This window comes from Natronincola peptidivorans (assembly GCF_900111615.1).
GTDB lineage: Bacteria > Bacillota > Clostridia > Peptostreptococcales > Natronincolaceae > Natronincola_A > Natronincola_A peptidivorans.
Genome location: NZ_FOHU01000005.1, coordinates 134,098 through 157,617 on the forward strand (window position 1 = coordinate 134,098; position 23,520 = coordinate 157,617).

Annotated in this window: 21 protein-coding genes; 2 read left to right on the top strand and 19 right to left on the bottom strand. The window is 34.7% G+C overall.

Annotated features, from left to right (window positions below; translation table 11 throughout):
- Positions 1-121: 121 nt before the first annotated feature.
- From BMX10_RS07855 to BMX10_RS07900, 10 genes are all read right to left on the bottom strand, one after another.
- A complete protein-coding gene (locus BMX10_RS07855; protein ID WP_090441977.1) occupies positions 122-1,063 on the bottom strand; it encodes a methylenetetrahydrofolate reductase in 942 nt (313 codons plus the stop codon).
- Positions 1,064-1,340: 277 nt separating this feature from the next.
- Positions 1,341-3,326, bottom strand: coding sequence for a DUF6449 domain-containing protein (locus BMX10_RS07860; protein WP_090441980.1), 1,986 nt, complete (start codon positions 3,324-3,326; stop codon positions 1,341-1,343).
- Positions 3,301-4,200: an ABC transporter ATP-binding protein gene (locus BMX10_RS07865; RefSeq protein ID WP_090441983.1), complete on the bottom strand. Its 900-nt coding sequence runs from the start codon at positions 4,198-4,200 to the stop codon at positions 3,301-3,303. The genes BMX10_RS07860 and BMX10_RS07865 overlap by 26 nt, the downstream gene beginning before the upstream one ends.
- Before the next feature lies 1 nt (position 4,201).
- Positions 4,202-4,579 carry a GntR family transcriptional regulator gene (locus BMX10_RS07870; RefSeq protein ID WP_090441987.1) on the bottom strand — a complete coding sequence of 126 codons (378 nt, stop codon included), beginning with the start codon at positions 4,577-4,579 and terminating at the stop codon, positions 4,202-4,204.
- A gap of 224 nt (positions 4,580-4,803) precedes the next feature.
- On the bottom strand, positions 4,804-6,993 hold the full coding sequence (locus BMX10_RS07875) for a DNA gyrase/topoisomerase IV subunit A (RefSeq protein ID WP_090441990.1): 2,190 nt from the start codon (positions 6,991-6,993) through the stop codon (positions 4,804-4,806).
- Between the two features lie 26 nt (positions 6,994-7,019).
- Positions 7,020-8,999: a toprim domain-containing protein gene (locus tag BMX10_RS07880; RefSeq protein ID WP_090441992.1), complete on the bottom strand. Its 1,980-nt coding sequence runs from the start codon at positions 8,997-8,999 to the stop codon at positions 7,020-7,022.
- Positions 9,000-9,301: 302 nt separating this feature from the next.
- On the bottom strand, positions 9,302-10,051 hold the full coding sequence (locus tag BMX10_RS07885) for an N-acetyltransferase (RefSeq protein ID WP_090441995.1): 750 nt from the start codon (positions 10,049-10,051) through the stop codon (positions 9,302-9,304).
- A gap of 2 nt (positions 10,052-10,053) precedes the next feature.
- Positions 10,054-12,468, bottom strand: a complete 2,415-nt coding sequence (locus BMX10_RS07890) for an MFS transporter (protein WP_090441998.1) — start codon at positions 12,466-12,468, stop codon at positions 10,054-10,056.
- 37 nt (positions 12,469-12,505) lie between these two features.
- Entirely contained in the window at positions 12,506-13,672 is a 1,167-nt protein-coding gene (locus tag BMX10_RS07895) for an ABC transporter substrate-binding protein (protein WP_170834737.1), read from the bottom strand.
- Positions 13,673-13,756: 84 nt separating this feature from the next.
- Positions 13,757-14,140 (bottom strand): flagellar protein FlaG, encoded by a 384-nt coding sequence (locus tag BMX10_RS07900; RefSeq protein WP_090442003.1) that lies wholly within the window; start codon positions 14,138-14,140, stop codon positions 13,757-13,759.
- A gap of 442 nt (positions 14,141-14,582) precedes the next feature.
- Between BMX10_RS07900 and BMX10_RS07905 the strand changes: the two genes are divergently transcribed.
- Both BMX10_RS07905 and BMX10_RS07910 read left to right on the top strand, forming a co-directional pair.
- Positions 14,583-16,748 carry a sensor histidine kinase gene (locus tag BMX10_RS07905; RefSeq protein WP_090442006.1) on the top strand — a complete coding sequence of 722 codons (2,166 nt, stop codon included), beginning with the start codon at positions 14,583-14,585 and terminating at the stop codon, positions 16,746-16,748.
- 132 nt (positions 16,749-16,880) lie between these two features.
- A complete protein-coding gene (locus BMX10_RS07910; protein ID WP_090442009.1) occupies positions 16,881-17,591 on the top strand; it encodes a response regulator transcription factor in 711 nt (236 codons plus the stop codon).
- A 208-nt stretch (positions 17,592-17,799) separates the two neighbouring features.
- Here the strand turns inward: BMX10_RS07910 and BMX10_RS07915 are convergent, their stop codons facing one another.
- The 9 genes from BMX10_RS07915 to BMX10_RS07960 all read right to left on the bottom strand — a co-directional run bounded on the left by BMX10_RS07915 (position 17,800) and on the right by BMX10_RS07960 (position 23,213).
- Positions 17,800-18,450, bottom strand: a complete 651-nt coding sequence (locus BMX10_RS07915) for a PDC sensor domain-containing protein (RefSeq protein ID WP_090442012.1) — start codon at positions 18,448-18,450, stop codon at positions 17,800-17,802.
- Positions 18,429-18,650, bottom strand: coding sequence for a hypothetical protein (locus tag BMX10_RS07920; RefSeq protein ID WP_208976128.1), 222 nt, complete (start codon positions 18,648-18,650; stop codon positions 18,429-18,431). Before BMX10_RS07920 ends, BMX10_RS07915 begins: the two co-directional genes overlap by 22 nt.
- A gap of 338 nt (positions 18,651-18,988) precedes the next feature.
- Entirely contained in the window at positions 18,989-19,345 is a 357-nt protein-coding gene (locus tag BMX10_RS07925; protein ID WP_090442018.1) for an MmcQ/YjbR family DNA-binding protein, read from the bottom strand.
- Positions 19,346-19,427: 82 nt separating this feature from the next.
- Positions 19,428-20,267, bottom strand: a complete 840-nt coding sequence (locus tag BMX10_RS07930) for an MBL fold metallo-hydrolase (RefSeq protein WP_090442211.1) — start codon at positions 20,265-20,267, stop codon at positions 19,428-19,430.
- 14 nt (positions 20,268-20,281) lie between these two features.
- Positions 20,282-20,560, bottom strand: coding sequence for a hypothetical protein (locus BMX10_RS07935; RefSeq protein WP_090442021.1), 279 nt, complete (start codon positions 20,558-20,560; stop codon positions 20,282-20,284).
- Positions 20,561-20,715: 155 nt separating this feature from the next.
- The gene (locus tag BMX10_RS07940) at positions 20,716-21,270 is read right to left on the bottom strand and encodes a GNAT family N-acetyltransferase (protein WP_090442025.1); all 555 of its coding nucleotides are present in this window, start codon (positions 21,268-21,270) and stop codon (positions 20,716-20,718) included.
- Positions 21,271-21,297: 27 nt separating this feature from the next.
- Positions 21,298-21,753, bottom strand: a complete 456-nt coding sequence (locus BMX10_RS07945; protein ID WP_090442028.1) for a GNAT family N-acetyltransferase — start codon at positions 21,751-21,753, stop codon at positions 21,298-21,300.
- Between the two features lie 214 nt (positions 21,754-21,967).
- Positions 21,968-22,372 (bottom strand): DUF8058 family membrane protein, encoded by a 405-nt coding sequence (locus BMX10_RS07955; protein ID WP_090442036.1) that lies wholly within the window; start codon positions 22,370-22,372, stop codon positions 21,968-21,970.
- A gap of 40 nt (positions 22,373-22,412) precedes the next feature.
- Positions 22,413-23,213 (bottom strand): alpha/beta hydrolase, encoded by an 801-nt coding sequence (locus BMX10_RS07960; RefSeq protein WP_170834738.1) that lies wholly within the window; start codon positions 23,211-23,213, stop codon positions 22,413-22,415.
- Positions 23,214-23,520 lie beyond the last annotated feature (307 nt).

A 23,520-nucleotide genomic window follows, 5' to 3' on the forward strand; every position in this document is an offset into this window, starting at 1 on the left:
AATGTGCAAGGTATGCTCCTAATTATAGTAAAATAGCAGAATTTTTTTCTACTATGAAGTGCAGCCTCAAAGGAAAAGTACCCTTTGAGGCTTAATCATTTAACTATTAAATTGTGGTGTATCAAGCTTGAACCTGTTGATATAACATTCTTTTATTTATTTGTTGAACTGCTTCTACCAGCTCTATCGAGGCTTCGATTTCTACCTTTCTCACTGATAAACTTTCTATATTACATCCAAAAGGAATGCCCTTTTCTAATGCAAAATCTAATAGTTCTTTATACATTTCTTTTGATAAATCCACAGATTTTTCCAATATATTTTCTGTGCTTTTCAAATCATTTTCCAGCCATCTTGGTATACTTATTCCTAACCATCTCATAAACTCTAATGTCTTAATGGAGCCACAGGGTGTAATTGTAAAAATGATGGGAACCATTTCTATTTGGTTTTTCATGCAATAATAATAGTAATCCGATAAAAAGTTTTTGGATGCTTCTACATTATATACAGCTTGGGAGATAAAATATTTACATCCATTCTCCATTTTTTTAATAACTCTCATATGTTCATCATGCTTGATTATATGTCTTTCTGGTATTGTAACAGCCCCCAGTAATAAATCTGGATTCACTTCATTTCGTAGATGATATGCCTGCTGTAAGCTCAAGTTCACCTTCTGTTTTCTTGAAGCTGCACCCACAAAAACAGAAAATTTATCCTGTGCTGTATCTACTTTCATCCATTCTGATAATTCTTCTTGTGTATACTTGCTGACACAGCGATAAATTATTTTCGGGATATTTAACTCCTCCAAATATTTGTTACTGTATAGACCAGGATCTAATGTAGGTAGAAATGGAAACGGTCTTTCATCCTTTATTCTATCAGCTTCCTCTTGGATATCGTATATCACTAGCCCATCGATTTCTAAGTTTTGTATTCTTTCTATCTGTTTTTGTGATATCTCCTGAATCTTCTCTAAGGTATTTCTTTGTTTTGGCGGTGTCAGGCCATAAGTGATTATTCCTGATTCCCTCCTAAGTATCTTTTCCTTTAACATTTCTTCCTCCTTATTTTTATGCTTCTATTCTTTTCTATTAATTACAATCATGTAACTATATTCATGCATTGCTAATTTTTATACTATTCTGCGTGTTTTGTCAAATACCTTCAAGGATATATTTTTTGCAAAATATTTTCTTCTATTTCTTAGAAAAAGACACCCTATTGAGAGGGGAAGTTTCTTCAGGAATCTTCAAACTGGAGGCGCAAGAAAACCCAGCCATTGTAGCGCATAAGTAATACCTACAGGTACTGGGTTTTTTAAAAGGCTATCTCTACTGAGGTGGCAGTTGTTCTATGTAATGTCTTAACTCATCAGAAACAGCTGTATCTTCATAGAGATGTCCTAGATAATATGAAGTTCCTGAATGCCCTGTAATATAAAAGCCTACTAGGATCGTACTATTTGGATATCGATTTGAATAGGTAGTGATTTCTAGTAATTCTTTAATTATGTCAAAATTTCTAATTTCTACTCTTTCAGCTGCAGCTGTATCTCCAAGTCTCTCTAAAACTATATATTCTACATCCTCTGGAAGGAGGATAACATTTTCATAGTGCCCATGTTTCTTTAGCCATTGAAAAACGGAGTTGTAGCTTTGTCTTAATGCATAATTTATACGATTCCCATCAGTGTCCGTAAGGATGGCCATGGGATGACCCTCTAGGGGCTTTATCAGTTCTTCAAAGGCAACCCCTTCTACATCCTTCCTAAGATGCATTGTAAATTCCTGTATTTTTATAGGATCATATAATACGACAGATTTTTTAGCAGAACGGGGATCAGTAATTTCAATCCGTTCTATTTCTTCAGCTCTTTGGTGAATAATAGGAAATCTTTTTTCCTTATATTCTTTTGATTCGTACAAAGACTTTAGTGCTGCAGCGTATCTTTCTTCATTGATAGGATATTCTCTTATTATATGCTTTCCATTTTTTAAACTATAAATAATATGCTGATATCTATAAATACCAACCATATCTTCGGGTCTTTCAGGTCCTTCTATTAAGCTTTCATGTAATTTAATCATGTTTTCGATGTTTACCTCCTGCTTAAAAACATAGCCATCCATGGAAATGGGGGTATCCTTGTCTTCCCTTGCTTCTAAACGAGTCCATCCATAATAGGATCCCAAATAAACCTGTTCCACATCTTCAGCCTTAGGTATCCGGTCAACATAACCAATAGCATCCACATTAATAGCAGTCACCAGCATGAGGACAATCACTGTATAAGCAATATATCCCTTATAGGCACCCCAAACCTTGAAGGACTTTTCCATAATCATCTCCGCAATCCAATAGCCTAAAAATGAGCTGAATAGATATCCAAAAAGAGTTGTAAAGATACTAACTCCTGCAATGCTTGTAAAATAAATACCTCCCAGCAGCATACTGCAAACCGTTACACCATATTTAAAAATAGGCCGAACCACCTTAAAGGCAATAACATCCCCAGCTGCTTCCGCATTTCTTCCTTTATAAGCCAAATAAGCTCCTATAAAGCAAAGAATAGCTGTTATCGCATAGGCTATTATCGTTCCTATCGAAATGTAGTCCCCATTTATCCTGCCATTTAGTAATACAAATAAAGGGAGATGATTCTCTATTTTAGATGCCAAAACACTATTGTGGCCATAGCCGTAAAGTAGATTCCTTATATTAAAATGTAAAAGTATGAAAAATCCTGCTGGCAGCATATGTAGAATATAGGTAAATGCCATTTGTGCAATAGAGTTGCCCGTAAACATTCCTACAAATACCGCAATACTAAAAAACATAACCAGGAAAAGTGAAGTATAGCCTAACCATTGTATTATATTGATAAAAGAATAATACTCACTTAGATTTGTAATGACTTGTAAAATCATCAGTATTATTGATGTCATAATAATTGGAAGAAGAAGTAATAATAATCCTGCTATAGTGTGACTACAGTATAGTACTTTTCTATTATAGGGTAGACTGTGCATCATTGCAGCAACGTCGCTTTGCTGCATATACCTAAATACTAGCGCAGCCATTACAACTGGTATTAGTAATATAAGTATAAGCTGAAAATTATTTGGGTTAGCAGCCAAATCTAAGGAATTGCCAAGCTGATGTTTTATCCATTCATCATGAATAGCATTTTTTATCATCATATGTCTTAAAGGCAGCATAAAAAAAAGTAGTAGTCCATATACAGCACTCACCCACCAAAATCGTTTGAAATTACTGAAAATCAAACCTTTACTAAATAAGGATGCTTTTAAGGTCATAACCCATTCCCCCTAACTCGTAGATAAAGATTTCTTCTAATGTCAGCGGCAAGATATCTAATACAGCTGGTTTGGCTTTTTCTATCATAGAAACTAACCTTCCTTTATCTCCTCTTGCAATCAATAGTACAACGCTTCCATTTTGAGTACAATGCAAAACCTCTAGTTCTTCAAATAATCCCTCTGGTATTTCCTCTAAAAAGGCGATCTGCAGCTTATGTATATCAGATTTCATATTGTCTAGTTCCCTTTCAACTACAATTTTGCCATGATGAAGTATTCCCACATGATCACATACATCCTCCAGCTCCCGCAAATTATGAGAAGCGACCAATATAGTTGTTTGGCGTTCTGCAACATCCTGAAGCATTAGATTCCATACCTTTTTCCGCATCACTGGGTCCAAACCATCTACCGGCTCATCAAGAATCATGACTTCAGGCATGACACATATCCCCAACCAAAAGGCTACCTGTTTTTGCATACCCTTTGATAGTTTTGTAACTCTAATCCTTTTATCAATAGGGAATACCTCCCCTAGAGCTTGGAATCTTTCTTGATTCCAAGTAGGATAAATAGTAGCATAGAGCTTTGCAGTTTCCTCAATACTGTATTGAGAAAAAAAGTATGGATTGTCTGGTATATACACAATAGAAGACTTGACTATAGGATTTTCATAAACCGACTCTCCACCAACAGTGATTACCCCTTCGTCTTGCTTATAGATACCTACAAGATGCTTAATCAAGGTTGTTTTCCCAGCACCATTAGGACCCAGCAGTCCATATACAGATGCTTTTTTTATACGAATACTTAGATCATCCAATGCTTTTACGCTTCCAAAGCTTTTATTTAGATTTGTAACTTCTATCATGCTATTTGTCCTCCTTCTTTTTGTAAATGGCATCAATATAGTCAATTAACTGACTTTTTGATACCTCCATATACCTAAGCTCAGCGATGACTTTTCCCAGCTCCTTCAATAACTCATCCTGTCTAACAGAATTGATGCTATCCTCTATAGGAGCAACGAAGCTTCCCTTCCCTTGTACAGAATAAATGAAGCCTTCTGCTTCTAAATCCTTATAGGCTTTTTGGATAGTGTTTGGATTGATGGTCAGGGACTGAGCTAGCTCTCTAACAGAAGGTATCTTTTCATTTGCCTTCAATACCTTTCTTATAATCAGAAGCTTTGTTTTTTCTTTAATTTGTTCATACAATGGTCTACGGTCTTTTAAATCCAGCTGTATCATAAGTACCCCCTAACTGTATTAATAATATTAATACACTTAATACAGTTCTAGGATATAATATGAGGATAATTTTGTCAATAGAAAATAAAAATTTATTTTTTAGCCTCAACTGTGCTTAAATTTTTTCTATAAGATACAGAAAAAACCAATATCCTCAACGTATAAGAAAATACGTGAAGACATTGGTTTTTTAAAAGTAATAGAGAAGATGAAAATCATCAGCCTTAAAGCATCGATGTCTGAATAGGCCCGGCTTTTTGGAGAGAGTCTTCTTTTTTTAAAAAGGTGCCTATTGCCGGAACTTTGCCTTTATAGTAGTCCATATCAGCAAAAGACACATTTTCTGGTGCTATAATATTGGTCAATGTGCTATTGTTTTTAGATTTCAATACTTGTATACCAATAGAGCTTCTTGTAGTCTTGGCATTGATTCCTTCGGTATTAAAAACCAAAACCTTTTTTATACTGCTGACAGCTACCAGCTCCTTGTCTTCTGTTATATGTTCAATATAAACCAAGGGACTTTCATTTGAATAGGCATTGGCTAGCTGTTTTCTATTGGTCTTGGTCTGATAGCTTTCCAAAGGAATTTTAGCACATTTTCCGTTTTTATAGAAAAACAGCATATGTCCACTATAGTCATCAGTGGCAGCCATGTAAATAATTTTTTCATCATCCCCTAAACTTAATAGGTTCATTAAATAATCTCCTAAGCTGCTGGTTTTTTTATCCTCCAGCTCATAGCCTCTGATTTTGTAGACCACTTGTTTACTGGAGAACAATAATAAATCTGATTTGTTATTGCCCTCTATCTCTTGAATAATAACATCATCATCCTTCAGTTTATGACCATTGCTGCTGCTCCTAAGGGATGCTAAGGTTACTTTTTTTAGATAGCTCTCCTTTGTTAAAAAGTATTTTACCTTATAATCTTCAATTAGTACCTCTTCTGATACTACTTCTACATGTTGTTCTTCAATTACTTCTGTTTTTCTAGGTTTTCCATACTTTTCTGATACTGCTTCTAGTTCTTTGATGATCAACCTATTGATTTTATTATCACTTTTCAGTGTATCCTCAAGATTTTTTATTTCTTTTTGTAGTACTTGAATATCCTTGGTTTTGTTTAAAATATATTCTTGGTTAAAGTTTCTTAGCTTTATATCCGCTATAAACTCCGCTTGTATTTCATCCACTTCAAACCCCTTCATGAGGTTTGGAATAACCTCTTTGTCCTTCTTTGTATCCTTGACAATCTTTACTGCTTTATCTATATCTAAAAGAATTTTTTCTAAACCCTTTAAAAGATGCAGCCGCTCACTTTTTTGTTTTACATCAAAAGCTAGTTGTCTCTTAATACAACGGATTCTGAAGACAGTCCATTCTTTAATGATCTCTTTTACTCCCAGCACCCTAGGATTGCCATTAATCAAAAGGTTAAAGTTGCAGCTAAAGGTATCCTGCAGGGTTGTCATCTTATACAATCGATTCATCAAGTGTTCAGCATCTGTATTTCTTTTTAGGTCTATGGTGATCTTCAAGCCTTCTTTGTCTGTTTCGTCTCTTATATCATTAATTTCTTTGATTTTTCCTGCCTTCACCAGTTCTATAATTTTTTCTATGATTGCTTCAGTAGTGGTTGTATAGGGAATTTCATAGATTTCTATACAATTGTTCACTTTGTCATAACGATATTTTCCTCTTAAATGAAAGGTGCCTCTACCGGTGTTATAGATTCCCTTAAACTCTGATTTGTTTAGGATAAACTGCCCACCTGATGAAAAATCTGGCCCTTTTAAATACTGACTTATATCTACTTCTTCATTTTTAAGGAACTCAACGGTAGCTTTACATACCTCCTGTAAATTAAAGCTGCAGATGGAGCTTGCCATTCCTACTGCTATCCCCATATTGGGATTCACTAAAATATTTGGAAAGGTGGTAGGCAATAATTTAGGTTCTTGCATTGTATTATCATAATTTGGTACAAAATCTACAGTATCCTTATGGATATCCTTAAAAAGCTCTTGACAAATCTCCTCTAATTTTGCTTCTGTATATCGAGGTGCTGCATAGGCCATTTCTTTAGAATAATTTTTGCCAAAATTTCCTTTGCTATCAATCAAGGGATGTAATAATGCTTCATTTCCTCTAGTTAGACGAACCATTGTCTCATAAATGGCGCCATCTCCATGGGGATTTAATTTCATGGTTTGTCCAACAATATTTGCTGATTTGGTTTTGGCACCCTTCAATAAACCCATTTTAAACATGGTGTACAACAATTTTCGATGGGATGGTTTTAATCCGTCAATCTCTGGTAATGCTCTTGAAATAATGACACTCATTGAATACGGCATGTAATTTTTTTCTAGGGTTTCTATTACATTCAGTTGAGTTAGTTTAGACTGCATTCTATTTCTCCTTTGGATTGTATTTTTTAAATTACATCCGATTCATCGATGTATTTATAACCATGTTCCGAGATATATTCCTTTCTTCCTGCTAGGTTATCTCCTAGGAACAATTCAAAAGCTTCCTTGGTGGCCTCAGCCTCTGCTGGTGTAACCTTGATCAGTCTTCTGGTCTCTGGGTTCATAGTGGTCTGCCACATCATTTCTGGCTCATTCTCCCCTAATCCCTTTGATCTTTGGATTTTATAATTTTTCTTTAACTTCTTTATAATTTTGTTCTTTTCTGCCTCCGAGTAGGCAAAAAATACATTTTCTTTAGCATCCGTGATCTCATACAATGGTGATTCTGCTATGTATACATACCCTCTTTCAATTAAGGTAGGAGTCAGTACATACAGCATGGTTAGTATTAGTGTCCTTATTTGAAAGCCATCTACATCAGCATCTGTACAAAGAATAACCTTATTCCAATTTAGCCTTTCTATATCAAAAAAGCTTAAATCATTGTGCTTGTTCTTGATTTCAACCCCACAACCCAATACCTTTAGAAGGTCTACAATAATATCATTCTTGAAAATTTTGTCATAATCAGATTTTAAACAGTTTAAGATTTTTCCTCTGACAGGTATAATTGCTTGAAATTCTGCATCTCTGCCCATTTTTGTTGAACCCAGTGCCGAGTCTCCCTCTACAATAAAAAGCTCTCTTTTGGCTATATCCTTACTTCTGCAATCAACAAATTTTTTCACCTTGTTGGAAAAATTATCAATGTTTTTGCTTAATTTCTTTCTAACGTCTATTCTAGTAAGCTCCGCCTTCTCTCTACTTCGCTTATTGATCAATACCTGTTCGATAATCTTTTCCAGATCTGCTTTATTCTCTGTAAAATAGATTTCTAGCTTTTCCTTCAAAAAAGTAGTCATAGCTTCTTGAATAAAACGATTTGTGATAGCTCTTTTTGTTTGATTTTCATAGCTTGTAATCGTAGAGTAGGTATTGGTAACTAGAATCAAGCTGTCCTTTATATCTGTAAAGGTGACTCTTTTTTCGTTTTTTGTATATTTATTTTTATCCTTTATAAAGCGATGTATTTGAGATGAAAGAGCACTGTCAACCGCTTTATCTGGCGAACCTCCATACTCTAAGAAGGAGGAATTATGGTAGTATTCTAGCATAGTATTTTCATTGTTGAAGGTAAAAGCCACTTGAATCTTCAGTTTATATTCTTCTTTGTCCTCCCGGTCTCTCCCCTTGGTTTCAAACTCATAATATTGGGGAGTGGTGAAGCCTTTGTCCCCACTAATCTCCTGTACATAATCGATGATACCATTTCCGTAGAAATACTGAAAGGTCTCTTCTGTTTCTTCGTCATATAGTTTAAAGGTAACCCCTTTATTTACGATAGCTTGTCTTCTAAGGGTTTCCTTGAAAAAACTTAAGGGAATGTCTACATCATTAAAAACATCTAGATCTGGCTTCCATCGAATGATGGTGCCGGTGTGTTGATAATCATACTTTTCTTTTACCAAACCCCCAATATTCTCTCCCTTTTCAAAATGAAGATTATATTTGTGGCCATCTCGGTACACCTCTACTTCCATATATTCTGATGCAAATTGAGTAGCTGCGGTCCCTAATCCGTTCAGGCCAATACTGTATTGATAGTTGCTGCCTGAGTTGTTATTATATTTTCCTCCACCATAGAGAATTGTAAATACAATCTCCCAATTATACTTATCCTCCTTGGCATTATACTCCAGAGGGATTCCCCTTCCCTGGTCTCTAACTTCTATGGATTTATCCTTATAGCGAAATACCTCTATCAAGTCTCCAAAGCCTTCCTGTGCTTCATCTCTAGCATTAGCTACTATTTCCACAAGGGTGTGTCGGCAGCCTTCTATACCATCACTCCCAAAGATCACCCCGGGCCTAAGCCTAACCTTATCCTTTTCTTCTAAGGTTGAAAGGCTATCGTTTCCATAATTATTTTGCTTTTCTACACCCATTTCTGTCCCTCTTTTCTTATGTAAATACTATTTATAATCATATCATATTCATTGCTGATTTATCGACCCATCTTATGACCTGTTTTTTATTTCCATTCTTTTGTTTACTCTTCTATATTTTGGTATTTAATGCTTATCTAAGAAACAGTATACCAAAGCTATCCTTAACGAACAAGCGTTTTGCAAAAATTTATGAAAGCCCCTTAGTAACAATGCCTTCTTTAATCGTCACTAAGGAGCTTTTGGAAGAGCCCTTGACTCATCATCCAGCTTAGGGCCAAATTGTAGTTTTTTTCCTCATACTATCCCAGCATATTATAAGCATCAAATCTATACTGAGCTTTTGTTCTTTTTGCAAAAGATACTGTATCAGCAAGCCCTTCTCTATTTAGCCGAAAGCCCACATAACCTGCCTCTAAAAGCTTCTTTTGTTTGACTATATTATTAACAGGAATCATCTGCATGCTATTGAAATCCAGTGATAATGCACTTCGCAAGTCCTTGTAGAAGATGTATCTCAAACGTCCGTTATACATTTTCTGTATATCAATTAAAAGCATGTTTACTGAAAAGATGTTGTGAACACTAGGGTAATTTTGAGGTGAGGCAATGGTGAAAATATGACGGTGCTTTTTGATCTGACGCAGCATTTCAAGGGCAATTACCAGCATTTTCTTCTGTAGTCCGTTTCCTCTAAAATCAGGATGTACATTGGTCACTTCCAAATGAACCACTTGATTAAACTGCCACTTCTGCAGTCCAATATACGGTCCAAGGTTTTCTTCTAAGTCCTCTGGAAATAGAACTGCTCGAAATGCAATTAGTGTTTTTTCAACAAATATGCCAAATAGCATGCCTTTTGTTCCCAACATACTTTGAAATTCTTCTGGAGTAATTGTTACGCATAACTCCCAGCTATCTAATTGTTTTAGGATCCTTTGATGTAAATCTACTACCTCCTGCAAGTGTGTTTCATTTAGCATAATCATTTCGTATGTATAGTATTTTGAGTCATTCATATTTTTTATATAACCGCTATCAATCACTGCCATTCTTAACTCTCCTTTACCTTGTATTCCTCTTTTCCTTCAACAGGATCTTTATACGACGATATGAAGAAGAATAGAATCAGTGCTCCAAAACATGCTGCTGCGATTAATCCTACACCTGTTTTGTTGCCAAAGACTAAAACACTACCAAAAATCATGGGACCCAACATTTGCCCAATTTTTTTAACATTACTGTAATAACCTAAGGCTTGGCCTTGACCAAAATCTATAGATGCTTTCAGTCCAAGGAAATAGTTGGTCTGTGCTACCAAACCAAAGCTATCTGCAATACCAAGGAGTACCACAGCTATAAACGCAGTTGTAAGGCTTCCATTTAATGCAAATGTCATGGTGCCGCCAATAACAAGGGCATATGCAATAAGCATCGATCTTTTATGTCCAAAATACTTGCCTGTATACTGACTAAGCATTGGTCCTAAATACACAATGCACAGCCCATGTAGTAGGAAAGCACGTCCTATATTAGAGACAGAAACCCCTGCTCCTTGTGCATAAATCGGGAAAAAGTAATCTAAAAACATGCTGCAAATTGCAGTTGGAATCAGAATTAGTAAAAAGTAAGAAAACACCTGCCGATTTGCAAGAAAACTTTTAATACTTAATCCTTGAGACTTTTGATCTCCTTCTGATGATTTTTTCACAGCTGCTACATTAGGTACAAAAATCAAGGCAAATGCAACCGCCAGCATCATTACAATGACAGAGATATAAAATACTTTAGAAAATCCGATTCGATCTGCCAGCATAGCTCCAATAACAACACCACAGTTTATTCCTGAATAAAGTCCAGAATTAAGGGCGGAAAAGCCTTCAGTCTTTTTAAGAGGATTGGCCAATATAAATCCTCTGACTGCCATCAATGTAAAACCATATCCTGCTCCGGCAATCCCTCTAGCAAAAATAAATATACTAGGATCATTTGTAATGCCTGAAAGAAAAGTACCTACACTAAAAAATACAGCACCTATTAAGAAGGCCATCTTCCATCCCTTTCTATCAATAACCCTCCCAGCTAAAATTGTGGCTACAGCTCCAAATAAAAAATTAGATGAAAGAGGTAATCCTAGAATCACAGTCTCTGATAATCCCAAAATAGGTCTATAGATTTCCTTCATCATGACGGGTATAAAGGCACTTGGCATAAATAATGCTATAAATAAAATGAAAGTAAGGGGTCTAACGATGCCAGTATCAACTTCTCGATCATCTTGATTTTCTTCATCCTCTGCTGCTGTATCTTCATCCCCCAGTTGTTTTTTGAAAATCATCAGCATAAAAAATGTAATTTCCACCATAAAGAATATAGATGTTATTAATATCGTTAATATATCTAAAATAACCTCTTGCATTCTACTCTTTAAATAGCTCTCAGAAAGCTCTGCATTAAGGAAAGCTCTAACATTTTCAGTGTCTTCTATTAAGGGCAGCTGATAAGAAAATGAAGATTGAATAATTTGGTTATTCTCAACTGTTGTATCTGATGTCCTAAATAGCACTTCATTGTCATGACTCACAATATTTATTTCTCCAATTTCTGGGACTACATGAATAATGTTATTCATATAATCATCAAGATTATATAGCTTCCTATAGGGTACGCCTTTATTTACAACTGATTCAATATCATTTTGTATGATCCGTGAAACCATCGTTGTATTTTCAGTAGCTATATCAATATACGCCCGCCTTAATACTGAATAATTGATAAATCCATAGATAATTTGAGTTGCTCCTAATAAAACTAAGATCATAGCTAATATACGTTTTCTGTCTATCTTTCCTTCCTTTGTGGTAATAGAAACAAAATTATTTAGAAAAACCAATAATAAAACGCTAATACCAGCTAAGATTACTAAGCTATTGATAAGACTTCGAACATAGTCCTTAGTAGCTAAATCGATTACTTCCTTATCAAAAACAATATCCATATTACCAATGGGGTTTCCTTCTTTGTCTTTGATGGGCAGCATCAAATGATATTTTTGGTCTTCTAAAACCATTTGATATGAATCAGATGAATATGCATTAAATTTTGGTGCAATCGTCAATTCATATATAGGCCGCTGCTCTTCTCTAACTGTTCCATGAATATCATAAACATAAGACCCATCTCTTAGTACAATATAGACATTATCCACCTCTGGCAATTCTGTTTTGACTTCCCCTAATAGTTCTTCTATTCCAAGAAAATTATCCAACGGCTTGCCATATTTCTCAGCGTATTCTATTTTTCTTACAGTTTCTCTACCTACAACTGCGTAGCTTGATACAAGAGATTCTGTATAGTTTTGTTGGAATGAATTAATGTTAAGTATTCCTGTGAATCCTAATGCAAGAACAATTAGCAAGAGAAAGACAATGGTTAAAGTGCTCCTTACTTTCTTTATTTTCGTTGTCATAAGGCTTCATCCTCCTATCCCATTAAAGATACTTGCACTAGTATTCTCCTTCTATCCTGTTATAGATTTCATCTGCACTTAGTAATATTTCAAAGGGTGCTTTATAACCAATCCTATCAGCAACTTTTAGGTTTAGAACAATACTAGGAGTATCACCATATATTTGAGATAATTCTCTGGGCTTAGCACCCTTCAGCACTCTAGTAACATTGTCGGCACCAAATCTGCCAATGCCTGAAAAATCTGCTCTGTATAAGCTAAGTAAGGCACCATGCCTAACCTCTTGAGCACCTAGCTGTGAAAACACAGGGATACCTGCTTCATAAAAGGGTGTTAACAAATAGCTGATTTTATTTATATCACGAGTCCCTGCCGTCAGATACATTGCATCTACCTGTGTTGCTAGCTTTTTATGGGCTTCAAGGACCTCCCTGTGATATCGTTCACGATCCTCATCATCCCTAGCCTCATCAACAGTATAGGTAATAACTTCATACCCCAGTATATCAGCAAGCTCTTCTATGTCATCTAATGCAGCATATATTCTTCCAACTGGAGAATCTTCATAAACCACACCTAGCTTTTTAAACTGAAATATATCATAAAATACCTGGATTTGTCTTTTATACCGATCTGAATCCATATGTGCCCATATATGATCCCGCCCAGAATCTATATCTGACTTAATGATCCCAGCACTTACAGCATTTGTTGTAGAGAAGACCATAACAGGTGTATTATGATCATCATTAGACAACAGCCGACCAGCATAAGTACCTTTGGCAACCATTAAATCGATATCCTTGGTTTCTGTCAGTCTTTTATGAACTGCCTCCTCATCACCAGGTCGATACAATGAATAATATGCATCTTGAACAAATTCAATATATGGACCAGTATCTTGAGCTGCTAACCAATTCCACATAATCAAGCTGTCTTCTTGCCCAATCTCATATGGCATTTCTTCGAGGTTCACCGATATCCACCCAGATTCATTAAGTCCAAAGATAAGTCCATACAGTGAACCCGTAAAATTTAAAAATGGTTCTGATTCACAATACCCAATACGCCATTTGTTACCATCATTTGTATCAGGAGAATTACTAAGGATATCTCCCGAGCCTGGCATTGCTATGGTTACTATTTGCATAGATACTAGAAAAATCATAAGTGTACAAACGATTTTAATCATAGCTCTTTTCAAAATAAATCCTCCTTTCTTATACATTTAAGTGGGTAACCTAAATCTTTGATTTGGAACTAGTCACTTATGCTGCGGGAAATAAAGTTATGCCTTTTCATCCACCAGCAATCCTGCGATCTCCCACATTTTTGCTACCATGTCCAACAATTTTTCTGGAGGAATTTCCCTAATAACCTCTTGATTTTCTGTATTAACAATCTTTACGCTGATACGCTTGGTTGCTTCATGCACAGAAAATTGAAGCTCTGAGGGAGGTTTTAAAATCACTTTATTTGCCTTCTCAATCATTTCAATCAATTTTTCTTCTCCTATGCTTTGACTTTCCCCCTCTAGCTTAACAGTGCTTTTTTGGGGGGAGTCCTGCTGGTTAGTACCCCCAGATTGTGTTTTATTATTTTGCCTTTCAGATAACTGCTGATTTTGAATCAACTGACTATGGGTGTTGGATTGTATATTTGAAATTCCCATTTATTACCTCCTTTTCATTATTCTAGAATATTAAGTAACTTTTATCAATACTTATACTGCAAAAATAGTCAAAACATGCAGTAAGAAAAAATAATTATCAGCCTTCATTTCACTTCGTTACACTCACAATGACAAGAATCTAGAACTTTTGCTACGCCCTCAATCCTTTGATATTTACATATCTCTGCCTCTTAAATTATATTTTTTTCTCCAATGTGATGTTGTAATTATACAAATAACAGACATAAAAACTTTCTTAACGTATGTAAGTTTTTTTAGAATTTTGTTTTAATTATGAAGGATTTAATAGATAATTTGTCTAAATATGTACTTATACTATATATGCTACCACACCATGGTGTCTTAGTGGTTTAAGAGAACTTTAAGAAAAGTTAAAAATTTCTTTACATTGAAACTATTAAAATGATCTTGGGGGTTCCCTATGTCTAGAAAGCTTATTAAAACTTTTATTATTCTTTCAATATGCTCTTTTCTGTTCCTATCCGCTTGTACTTCTAGCGACCTTATATCTATGGATTCACCTAAAGCAATTGATGGGGAATTGGACTTAACTGGATGGGATTGGGAAAAGGACGGGATTCTTTCATTAGACGGTCAGTGGGAATTTTATTGGCAAGCACTTTTTACCCCAGAAGACTTTAATGCATCTTATACACCGCCAGAAAAGGAATTGATTATGCTTCCTAGGGCATGGAATAAACTTGTGATTGATGAAGGCGAGCTCTCTGGGGATGGTTACGCTACCTACCGATTGGTGATTCATCATCCAGAGGATGAGATACTAGGTATTAAGGTCCCTAGAATCTTTACTTCCTATTATCTTTGGGCCAACGGTGAGTTAATTGCCTCAGCTGGTAAGGTGGATATAGATCGTACGCAAATGGTACCTCAATATTTACCTCAAGTAAAATACATTACACCGGAAACCGATAGTATTGAGCTAGTGCTGCAAGTGGCAAATTTCAGGCATCGCAGTGGTGGCCTCTTGGAAAGCATCCAACTAGGTACCGCCTCGCAAATTAGTGAAATGCGTATGAGAAATCTTGCTCTTGAACTTTTTCTGTTTGGTAGTCTATTTATCATTGGTTTTTACCATCTTGCCCTTTTTATATTTAGAACAAAAGATAAGTCTACCCTTTACTTTGGTATATACTCCTTATTGCTCAGCACAAGAACCTTATTGGTTGGGGAAATATTTTTTATTCATATTTTCCCAAGCTTTAATTGGGAAATAGCTCATAAAATGCAAACCTTAGCTTACTATTTAGGTCTGCCTTTATTGTATTTATTCCTTGATGCTACTTTTCCTAACGACATTCCAAAGAAGTCTAATTCTTTTATACAGATTGTTGCGTCAGGTTTTGCTTTGTTGGTGTTGCTAACCCCTGTTAGAGTCTTCAGTCAATTTAATCCCCTTTATCAGATATTTTCTATTTATGGATTTGCTTATACAATCTATATTATTGTTCGTGTCTGTAATAGGAAAAGAGAAGGCTCTTACTTAATTGGAATAGGCGTCATTTTCCTTATCCTATTTACCTTGAATGATATTATTTTTCTCAGTATTCTATTAGCAGATGCAGATAATCATTTTTTGCGGAATTATATTACAAGGGGAAATCTATCTTCTTGGGGGCTGTTGATTTTTGTATTTACTCAGTCTTTAGTAGTAGCTAAGAAATTTTCTAAAAGTTTTTCTAATGTAGAACTATTGTCAATGCAGCTTCAACAGGTAAATGTAAGCTTAGAAGAAAAAGTAAGGGAAAGGACGCATGCCCTAGAGACTTCACGAGAAGAGTTAAAGGAAGCATATCAAGCTGTTTCTAGGTCAGAAAAATCCCTTAAGGACCTAGCTCAAAATGTATCTCATGATCTGAGGACACCTTTATCTGCTATCAAAGGCTATGTGAATGCTATCTTAGACGGAGTTGTAAAGGAACCACAACAACAAAAAAAATATCTTAAAAGAGTTACTGATAAGGTCAATCATTTGAACCATATGGTTGAGGAATTATTAGATTTGTCTCAATTACAATCTCGACAGCTAAAGCTGATGTTTACTGAAGTACCAGTAAAACTTTTAGTGGAAAATATTAAAGAAAGGTACAGCTTAGATATGATGAATGAGCATGTACAGTTCAATGTTAATGATCCTCCTAACTGGCAGAATACCAATGATGCTGGTATGTCTTTACATGTCATAGTGGACTGGGAAAAACTTGAGCGTATTTTTACAAATCTTTTGACTAATGCTCTAAAACATACATCCGATGGTGATACAATCCAAATAAGCTTTGACTTTACTAATGAACAAAGAGACCTCATTGTCAAGGTCTCTGATACAGGAACAGGGATTCCAAAAGAGGATTTACCCCATATCTTTGATCGTTTCTATAAGGTCTCAAAGGCACGACAAACCAATAGCAGTGGCTTAGGTCTAGCTATTGTTAAAGAAATTGTAGATTATCATGGAGGTAAAGTATGGGTTGAAAGCAAGGTTGATAAAGGAAGTGATTTTTTCTTTACACTCCCTATTTATAGGATGAAACTTGATTCAGAGGAAATTGCTGTATCCCTTGAATTGTAACCCAAGCTATTTGAAGGATCTACTACTTAGAAAATCAGTGATAAAGTCAAAGGCTTAACCCAAAGCCAGAGGACTATAATAAAATAACAAAAGAGGGTTTTGTATTTAGTCAATATGAAGGAGGTGGAACCATTGGCAGGAGAAACGATATTAGTTGTAGATGATGATAATGATATCAGAGAAATTATTACCTTGTACTTAGAAAAAGAGGGTTATCAGGTAATTACAGCTTCAGATGGTAGGCAAGCTATAACCTATGCGTTTTCAATTAACCCCGATTTAATCATTCTAGACATGATGCTTCCCGTTCTAGATGGCATAGAGGTATGCCAAGCATTGCGTAAGGAACTCTCTGTACCCATCCTTTTTTTAAGCTGTAAGTCTTCACCAAGTGATAAATCTATAGGTTTAATAGCAGGTGGTGACGATTATATGAGTAAACCCTTTGATACAATGGAGTTGCTGGCAAGGGTTAAGGCTCATCTACGCAGGAATCGAATATTAGAAAATGCAAATGATACGAATGCAAAAAACAATCTGTTATGCTATCCAAATTTAAGTATTGATTTATATAGTCATTCTGTAGCAGCAAATGGACAGGAGGTTGTTTTATCTCCGAAGGAGTTTCAATTACTGGTGCTATTAGCCAAAAACCCTAATGTGGTGTTTAGTAATGAGCACTTATTTGAATCTCTTTGGGGTGCAGGAACCTTTGGTGACCACAGGACAGTGATGGTCCATATCAGCAATATTCGAAAAAAAATAGAAAAGGATGCTAAGAATCCTATATTTATCCAAACTGTTAAAGGAGCTGGCTATAAGTTTTGTTTAGTTTCAGAATAAAAAGTCAGAATAATAAAGGGTTGAAAATAAGTTAAAATCAGCGTCAAAGGGTAAAGTGTATTTATAACATTCCTATGAAAGATTAAAAACCACTAAGTGACTATTTACTTTTGTATAGCCTCTTAGTGGTTTTTAAATTGAAAGTTCCTACGCTATATTCTGTCGTTTCTTGTTTCATCACTATAGTGATAATGTAAATCTGCTATCATCAGCTTTCTATTACTACATCTAACCCTAGAACTGCTATAACCTCTTCTTTATAGTATACTGGGGATGCTATAGTTAAAACGATTTCATAGGTATCAGTAGTTATATATAAATCTGATACAAAGGTTTTTCCTTCTAATGCACCAATAAACCATGGGCGATTTCTCAAATCTATAGGAGGTATGTCATCAAGATTACAGCCTATTCTAGTGCTGTCAGGTGTATATGTATAGAGAACTATCTTATTATTGTGCTCCTTTGACAGCTTCTTAAACAGCTTTGTATGTTCAGTACTATTTAGATTAATGATTTCATCTTTTTCTGCTAAATTCTTAATAAAGTTCATCCATTTACTTTTTATTAAATCCATCGTTTCCTTTGGAACCTTAATTTGTGAGTGTTCTTTGATAAGCTTCGTCATTGTTTCGCTCATTTTTTCAAATTTGGATGTTTGAGATGCCATTGTTTCTATAATGGATGATTGTTCTTCTATTACTGATGCTACTTCTTCTGTTCCTGCGCTAATCTCCTCAGCTGCAACAGTTACTTTATTTAGATGAGCATTCATCTTTTCTATTTCTTTTTCTTGCAGTTCAATATCTTCACAGGTTTCAATCATCGTATTGACTGTTAATTCACCTGCTGTAACCATAGATTGTCTGAGTTCATCCCCACTTGAGCAAGAACCTTTCTATAATTGTAGAGTAAATTGTTAATACCATCGGCAAGTTCATTTAGCTTTACATCCTTACTAGAAATTTTTTTACTTAAATTACCTGAGTTAACTTCTTCTATTCCTGAAACAATTTCATTGTAATTCGACCCTCTACCTACTAATCTCCCCAAACCCACCACCAAACGCCTCCTTTGGTAAAGATACTATCTCTTACTTTATATTTTAATTGTTGTTAGTTCATCTTACGTTTTATTGATTGTTTTAAATTGGAGTATTTTGCAGAATTTTCTGTAATATTTGTTATAAATACCTTTATTCTATTCAGAAATATACCGCTATTTTTTTAACAGTATTCACATCTCTATCTGCTCAAGAGTTATAGACATCAAGCAAAAAACTCTATACAATACTAAAGCACCCATTCCTCGCATATAGGTGCTATGATATCGTTGTATTTTCTAAGCCAATAGTATTTGTACGCTGTATTATTTTTAATGTGATGAAAATATTATTGCTATCCTATTATTTCCATCTGTTTCTTTTTGCTTAAGGAAGATAAGACTGATTCATAAGACATATCAATCATTTGCTTTAATATATTATCAGGTACATCTCCGTCTAGATACACTGAGTTCCAGTGTTCCTTGTTCATATAATAACCTGCTACGACATCTTTATAATCTTTTCTTAAACTTCTCCCAAATTGAGGATGGCATTTTAAGGTGATGATAGCTTTTTTGTTCTTATCTCCACCTTGCATAGCAAACATTTTTCCTCCTATAAGATATCTTGTTGCATCCCATTCAACCTTAAAATCCTTTTCTGCACCTAATTTTGATTTGCAGTATTCATCCAGCCATGGATATTTCATTGTAATCCTCCCTTTTCTTAAGAATAAGTTTTTTTCTAACTAGTAAAAATATAATACCCTACTATGGTCGTCTCATCCCTGTTTAACTATATTTTAATACCAAGCCAACTCCCATCTCCTTTATGGTAACAGCTTTCGATAAGGCTATCTTTGATTTTAAATCCGTGCAATGTCCTGCATGCATTTGATTTATATTCCTTTGTTCTATATATTCAGTAGTATATTTAAGTAATTCCTCTGTTGGGTCTAGCAAATGAAAGCCTCCAACTATATCAAAAATCCTATCCTCTTGACAAACCTTTTTTGCATATTCAATAATATTACATATCCCTGCATGTGAGCATCCTGTTATAATCACTAAGCCCTTTGTAGACTTGTAGGCCAGTGCAGAGTCGTCCAGCAAATAATCATCTACTTCTTTGGCATTATACTGAGTTTTTCCAATAGGCTTTTTATTTTCAAAATGATTCGTTCTTTCTATTTCTCCTAGAAAAACCAGCTTGTCTGTTATCCACACTGGTTCTTTGCTTAATGTCATATGAAAATGCTTTGCTAGTTTCTCCTCTGTAAGTATGGAGCCTATCTCTTCCTTGTCTGATATTTGCTTATGTTTAAATGCTAGTGGATGCGCCATAAGCTGAGGTTTATTATAATTTATATTTTCTATCGTTGCTTCTGTATAAAGCTTTATCAAATCATATAATCCCCAGGTATGATCAATATGCCCATGGGAAATCACAATAGTATCTATGTTCCTTAAGCTTATATTCATTTTTTGTGCATTTCTAATAAATGCATCAGAGTAGCCTGCATCAAATAAAATATTCATATCCTCTAATTCAATGAAATAAGAAACTCCTGGTTCACCGTAAAAATAACGATCGATCAAGGTATTGTTATCTAGTAGTATTGTCAATTTCATCTTTTGTGCTCCCTTCATTTTATCTTAGCTACCATAATTTGTGAAATACCTGCAGCAATATTCATGATGGCTGCTATCAACCCAAGATACAGGGTAAATCTCCATCGACCTTTGCTGGCCTCCCCTTCATCAAATTGTATTTTCGTATTATATACTAAACCTAACATTACTACTGCTAAAGAAAAAGGTGATAGTCCAGGGATCATGATTTCTTTAGCTAAATACAGTACAGATGTAACAATTGTAATGATAGCAGCAATCATAGTAACAATATTAATAACTTTGTGCTTCATTTTTTTCACCTCACCACATCTATTATAGAAGATATTTGTTAAAACTATCAGCTAAAGCTAGTAGCTGTGTTTAACAACATAAACACTATCAGTAAAACTGAAAAAGTACCCAAGCCTATCAAATACTAACCATTGAAAAATTTTATTTATACTATTCATCTTTCTAAATCCTTATATTTCTTATTTAACTCTGTATGGTTGTTTAAACTATACAATTCATGCTCCTGCTCTTGGAACAATACTTTGGCCTCCAATGTCAAACCAGTCTTCAATGCTACTCTTTTAGAAGGAATATTATCTGGACGTATTAAAGAGATCACTCTATTTTTTCCTAGCTGATGAAATGCATAGTTTTTACAAGCTATTGCTGATTCTGTAGCAAATCCTTGATTCCAATAGTCATCTAAAATCCTATATGCAATCTCGGTTTCCACACGATGATTAATTTTTTGATGTAATAGACCACACATACCAATAAATGTATCACTGTCCTTCAAAAACGCTGCCCAAAAACAATGGCCATATAACCCATAGCTTTCTATTATTCTATTTAATAATTCTTTTGTTTGCTTCACATCAAGTACTTCAGGGAAAAATCTCATAACATTCTCATTTGAGGATAAAAGATATAAATTATCAAAATCATCCTCATAAAAATGTCGTAGATATAATCTTTCGGTCTGTAAAAGAATATCCTTTCTATTGGTCATATCTATTGCACCTCGTCAAAATAATCATTAAATACTCTTAAGCATTAAGATCATATTTTCCTCTCTAAAATAGTCATTCTTCTTATAAAAGCTCTCAGCTAAACTGTCTTTTGCTGTTAAAAGATAAATACAGGAGATATCCTTCTTTTTTAGCTCATCATGGAGGTAATTGATTAATTCTCCACCAATACCCTTGTTTTGGTAATTGGTTTTTACACACATCTCCTTTAAATAAAACTTGTTACCATCGTGCCAATACTCCATATGTCCAAAAATAAAACCAATGATTTCTTCTCCATCTAAGTAAACATATCCTAAAAAATTAGGCGTATTGATAATATCAGAAAGCATTCTTCTTGCGGTATCATCCGTCCATTTGTCTCTCCAAGGTGCTTCATTAAATACTGAGATAAATAAGCTTATACATTGATCCAAATCTGTCTGTATAAATTCCCTTCTCATCATTTTCTTAGCTTCTTGCATAAACTACGCCTCCTTGTATATACATCAATTCACTACATAGAAGAACCTGCTTTAAATCTAGAATTGTTTGCAGGCATAAAATAATACTTTCTTCAAAATATTGTAAATTCCTCTATTTTTTTCATATTCATGAATAAAGAGATTTGTTTTCTTATCCTCCCTAAGAATCTTCAAAGTGTTTAATCCTCCATTTCTTCTATAACTATGCGGTTTATCAAATCTCCTTCCTGCTCTCATCTTGTGTTGCTAACTCCCTATATACTTCCTTTATTATTATTGCAGTGAAGGTGATAGAGAGAACTAATATCCCCATAAACATCATCACCATGGCCCATTCATCCATATTGCCATAATATCCTGATGAGTTAATCACTGAATAAATGACTAAGCCGTTTGATAGAATAAACATTAAATTGCCCCAGCTTTGCTTTCTAAATAAGCCTATGCCACTAATGCATAGTAGTATTCCCATGAGCACCTCAGCAATTAAATGAAAGTAGATAGTGATTGGCTCAGTTTCTAATTCTGGTACAGTGTCGGTGGTTAATAGCATGATCCATAAACCTATAATGCATATTCCTAATAATATTGAATAATAGCCCGTTATTTTTTTTATCATCTTATCTCTCCTCGTTTTCTTAAAATACAAGTTGTTAAAACTATTGAATCCTTTCCAGGAATTTCTTTATACTATCCCAATATAGACTATGGTATTGGATTGTATTATGAACTACCCCATCAAGAATCTCTATATCAACTTCGCCCCCCCACTTTTCTGCTAAATTGGTAGCATGTTGTGAAGGTATTACTTTATCATCTTTAGCTGCTAGCACTAACAATGGTTGCTTGATATTTGGAGCCTTCTCTATAGAATCAAATCTATTTCTCAATATCCAATCTGCTGGGATTATCCTCATCTTATTTTGAACCACCTTGATTAAGCTATCAAATGGCGTTATTAATATCACACCATGAATATCCTTCTTTTCCGCAATAGCTACGGCTACTCCAGTTCCTATGCTTCTGCCCATCACAACAATGTTTTCTTTATCGATATCCTCCCGTTTAATCATCTCATCAAAAATCACCACTGCATCCTTGTGTAAGTGTTTCTCCTTTGGCCTGCCTTCACTTAATCCATATCCTCGATAATTCACTAATAATAAAGAATAACCTGAAAAATGATCCCAATTTCTAACCATATGAGACACTTCTTCTGCATTCCCGCCATAATAAATAATCAAAGGAGATTTCTCCACTTCTTTATTCTTAACCAGCCATCCATGCAGTAATGTTTCATCATAGGAGTTTATGATAATCTCCTCTACATTTGAGCTTTCTTTAATTAACTCCTCAGAATAATCCCTAGTTATTTTTTGTGGGAAGTAAATAAAGCTCTCTTGAAAAACAAATAAAGCAATTAATACCACAATATATATTAAAATTAAATAAATAGCCAAATTAATTAACCTCTTTTCTTGACCCCTGAACATATTTTTATCCCTCAAATCACTTATTTCTTTAATGCTGTTTTACAGAAACTATATCTATTGGGAAAGGCTTTTTTTGCTAATTGTGTAATCTTGTTTAAAAAGCTTGTCTTAGCTGAAGTGTATCCATCTCTCCTTTTACTCAGTCCAGCAGAACTTCATCAAGTATATTTGTATTTAATTCTATACCTGCATTGTATATCCTCTTCTAAACTAACACAAAAAAACCGTACAAAATGTACGGTGGTGATTGAAAAAACATCTATTTTCTTTGCTT